Annotated in this window: 4 protein-coding genes; 1 reads left to right on the top strand and 3 read right to left on the bottom strand. The window is 61.2% G+C overall.

Annotation, left to right across the window (positions count from 1 at the left end; translation table 11 throughout):
* Positions 1 to 57: 57 nt before the first annotated feature.
* The 3 genes from WBR57_RS22065 to WBR57_RS22055 form a co-directional block, all read right to left on the bottom strand.
* Positions 58 to 891, bottom strand: a complete 834-nt coding sequence (locus WBR57_RS22065) for a thymidylate synthase (protein ID WP_015886389.1) — start codon at positions 889 to 891, stop codon at positions 58 to 60.
* Between the two features lie 51 nt (positions 892 to 942).
* A complete protein-coding gene (lgt, locus tag WBR57_RS22060; RefSeq protein ID WP_424086586.1) occupies positions 943 to 1,755 on the bottom strand; it encodes a prolipoprotein diacylglyceryl transferase in 813 nt (270 codons plus the stop codon).
* Positions 1,756 to 1,819: 64 nt separating this feature from the next.
* The gene (locus tag WBR57_RS22055) at positions 1,820 to 2,602 is read right to left on the bottom strand and encodes a sulfite exporter TauE/SafE family protein (protein ID WP_424086584.1); all 783 of its coding nucleotides are present in this window, start codon (positions 2,600 to 2,602) and stop codon (positions 1,820 to 1,822) included.
* Positions 2,603 to 2,723: 121 nt separating this feature from the next.
* Between WBR57_RS22055 and WBR57_RS22050 the strand changes: the two genes are divergently transcribed.
* Entirely contained in the window at positions 2,724 to 3,470 is a 747-nt protein-coding gene (locus WBR57_RS22050; protein ID WP_424086582.1) for an NRDE family protein, read from the top strand.
* The last annotated feature ends 51 nt before the right edge of the window (positions 3,471 to 3,521 follow it).

Here is a 3,521-nt window from a genome sequence, read left to right as displayed (position 1 = left end):
GACTGACACACCGCTTTCGCGAGCAAGCCCGCTCCCACATTTGAACCGAGGCGGTCTTTAGATCGCCACGTCAGCCTTGATGCTTGGATCGGCGTCATACCCGACGATCTCGAAGTCTTCGAACTTGTAATCGTAGATCGACGCGGGTTTACGCTTGATCACCAGCTCCGGCAGCTTCTTCGGCGTACGCGCCAGCTGGGTGCGGATCTGTTCCATGTGGTTGCTGTAGGCGTGGGTGTCGCCGGTGGTGACGATGATCTCGTGGGGGATCAGGTCGCATTGCTGGGCCAGCATGTGGGTCAGCAGCGCCAGGGCGGCAGTGTTGTACGGTAGACCGAGAAAAACGTCGGAGCTGCGGATATACAGTTGCATCGACAGATGGCCGTCATGCACGAACGCCTGGTACAGCAAGTGGCACGGCGGCAAGGCTTGCTTGCCATTGCGCGCGTTTTCCTGCGGGCTCTTGGTTTCGTCCGGCAGGTACTCGACGTTCCAGCCGTGAAACAGGATGCGGCGGCTGTTGGGGTTGGTCTTGAGCGTGTGCACCATGTAGTCGATCTGGTTGATTGTACCGCCGTCCTTGGTCGGCCAAGCGGTCCACTGCTCGCCGTACACCGGCCCCAGGTCACCGTCTTCGGTGGCCCATTCGTCCCAGATTTTCACGCCGTTTTCGTTGAGCCACTTGATGTTGGTGTTGCCACTCAACATCCAGATCAGCTCGTTGGCGATGCTTTTGAAGTGAAGCTTCTTGGTGGTCAGCAGCGGAAAGCCGTCGGCCAAGTTATGCCGATACTGACGGGCGAACACGGCCTTGGTGCCGGTGCCGGTGCGATCGCCCTTGGTCAGGCCATTGGTCACGACGTCGTTCAGCAGTTCGAGGTATTGCTTCATGTGAGTACCCGTATCGTTGAAGCCGAGGCGCGCACGCCTCGGCATTCGAATTTAAAGCGCGGTGTGCTTGATGCCTTGCGGGCGGTTGTAAGCCCACCACAACAGGCCCAGGCCGACCAGGATCATCGGAATGCTGAGCACCTGCCCCATGGTCAACCAGCCCCACGCCAGGTAGCCCAATTGCGCATCCGGTACGCGCACGAACTCGACGATGAAACGGAAGATCCCGTAGAACAGCGCGAACATCCCCGACACGGCCATGGTTGGGCGTGGCTTGCGCGAGAAGATGTACAGAATGAGGAACAGTGCCACACCTTCCAGGGCGAACTGGTACAGCTGCGACGGATGGCGCGGCAGTTGCGCCGGGTCGCTGAACGGCGGGAAGACCATGGCCCATGGCACGTCGGTCGGCTTGCCCCACAGCTCGGCGTTGATGAAGTTGCCGATCCGCCCGGCGCCCAGGCCAATCGGCACCAGTGGCGCAACGAAGTCCATCAACTGGAAGAACGACTTGCCGTTACGACGGCCGAACCACCAGGCGGCGATCATCACGCCGATAAAGCCACCGTGGAATGCCATGCCGCCTTTCCACACCTCGAAGATCAGCGTCGGGTTGGCGATGTACGCCGACAGATCGTAGAACAGCACATACCCGAGTCGCCCACCGACGATGACCCCCATCGACAACCAGAACACCATGTCGGAGAGTTTCTCCTTGGTCCAGGTCGGGTCGAAACGGTTCAGGCGTCGGGACGCCAGCAGCCAGGCACCGCCGATGCCGATCAGGTACATCAACCCGTACCAGTGGATTTTCAGCGGACCGATGGCCAGGGCCACCGGGTCGATCTGCGGGTAAGGCAGCATTGCGACTCCTCGTTAAATCATTGGTTATGGCGTCGGACCATGCCGCCGCGCGATTAAGCCTGCATTACAACAAAAAGTTTATACCGACACAGAACAGCAAACCGGCGAACAACCGCTTGAGCAAACGCGGCGACAAGCGATGCGCCAGCCGCGCACCGAAGCGGGCGAACAGCATGCTGGTCAGGGCAATACCCAGCAGTGCCGGCAAATACACGAACCCTAGACTATGAGCGGGCAACAACGGGTCATGCCAGCCCAGAATCATGAAACTTAATGCGCTGGCCACGGCAATCGGCAGGCCACAGGCCGACGAGGTAGCGACCGCCTGCTGCATCGGCACGCTGCGCCAGGTCAGGAACGGCACGGTCAGCGAGCCGCCGCCAATCCCGAAAATCGCCGAAGCCCAACCGATCACCGTGCCTGCCAGGGTCAACCCGACCTTGCCGGGCACTGTGCGGCTGGCCTTGGGTTTGACCTCCAGGGCCAACTGTACGGCGATGATCAGCGCAAATACGCCGATGATCTTCTGCAAATGGGGGCCGGAAATCGCCTCGGCGGTCAGCGCGCCAAAACCTGCGCCGATCAGAATGCCCACCGTCATCCACAGAAAAATCGACCAACGCACGGCACCCCGCCGATGGTGCTCACGCACGGCGTTCACCGAGGTAAAGATGATGGTCGCCAGCGACGTGCCCACAGCCAGGTGGGTCAGCACCTGCGGGTCGAAACCCTGCAAGGTAAAGCTGAACACCAGCACCGGCACAATGATGATCCCGCCGCCCACGCCAAACAGCCCGGCGAGCACGCCCGCACAGGCGCCCAGCAGCAAATACAGCAGAAATTCCATCAGAGCCCCCAAACCAAGACCGGCATGTTAACGGATGGAAGGCATGTGACCCAACTGGATACGATGGAACGCGGCTGCCGGTGTGGGTAGAGTGGCAAGAAACACAAAGGGGAAGCGCCTGATGTGCCTGATTGTTTTCGCCTGGCGGCCGGGCCACGCCCAACCGCTGATCGTCGCGGCCAACCGTGATGAGTTCTACGCCCGTCCCAGCCTGCCGCTGGCCCAGTGGCCGGACGCACCTGATATCTACGCGGGTCGCGACCAGGAAGCCGGCGGCACCTGGTTGGGGGTGAACGCCGATGGGCGCTTTGCCGCCCTGACCAATATTCGCGACCCGCACCAGCCGCCGGCACGCAAATCCCGCGGTGAGTTGGTGGCGCGGTTTCTCAGCGGCTCGCTGCCGATCGATGAATATCTGGCCGACGTTAATGGCCGATCCATCGAATATGCCGGTTTCAACTTGCTGGTGGGCAACCGGGATGAGCTATGGCATTACAACGCCAATCACACCGAACCCACGCAGCTGAAAGCCGGGGTGTACGGGTTATCCAATGCGGGGTTGAACACGCCCTGGCCCAAGTTGCTCAAGGCCAGGGCGGCGCTGAGCGAATTGCTGGAAGACACGCAACCGGAGGCCTTGCTGGGGATTTTGAGCGACCCGCAGACCGCGCCGTTCGCTGACTTGCCGGATACGGGCGTGGGGCTGGCGACCGAGAGTTTGTTGTCGAGCGTGTTTATCGCCAGCCCCAGTTATGGGACCCGGGCGAGTACGGCGTTGATTGTGAATGCGGACGGCACGCGGCGGATGGTTGAGCGCAGTTTCGGGCCGCACGGGGGGCGGCTGGGCGAGGTAGAAATCAGGATTTAGCCGCACCACAGAACCAATGTGGGAGCGGACTTGCTCGCGAATGCGGTGGGT

Source organism: Pseudomonas sp. (assembly GCF_049590575.1).
Classification (GTDB): Bacteria; Pseudomonadota; Gammaproteobacteria; order Pseudomonadales; family Pseudomonadaceae; genus Aquipseudomonas.
Note: the sequence above shows the minus strand (reverse complement) of the source record. Positions and strands in the feature narration are given on the sequence as shown.

What these genes read in the sequence shown, in the direction of transcription:
- WBR57_RS22065 (WP_015886389.1), bottom strand. Translation starts at nt 891, where the DNA reads ATGAAGCAATACCTCGAACTGCTGAACGACGTCGTGACCAATGGCCTG.
- lgt (WP_424086586.1), bottom strand. Translation starts at nt 1,755, where the DNA reads ATGCTGCCTTACCCGCAGATCGACCCGGTGGCCCTGGCCATCGGTCCG.
- WBR57_RS22055 (WP_424086584.1), bottom strand. Translation starts at nt 2,602, where the DNA reads ATGGAATTTCTGCTGTATTTGCTGCTGGGCGCCTGTGCGGGCGTGCTC.
- WBR57_RS22050 (WP_424086582.1), top strand. Translation starts at nt 2,724, where the DNA reads ATGTGCCTGATTGTTTTCGCCTGGCGGCCGGGCCACGCCCAACCGCTG.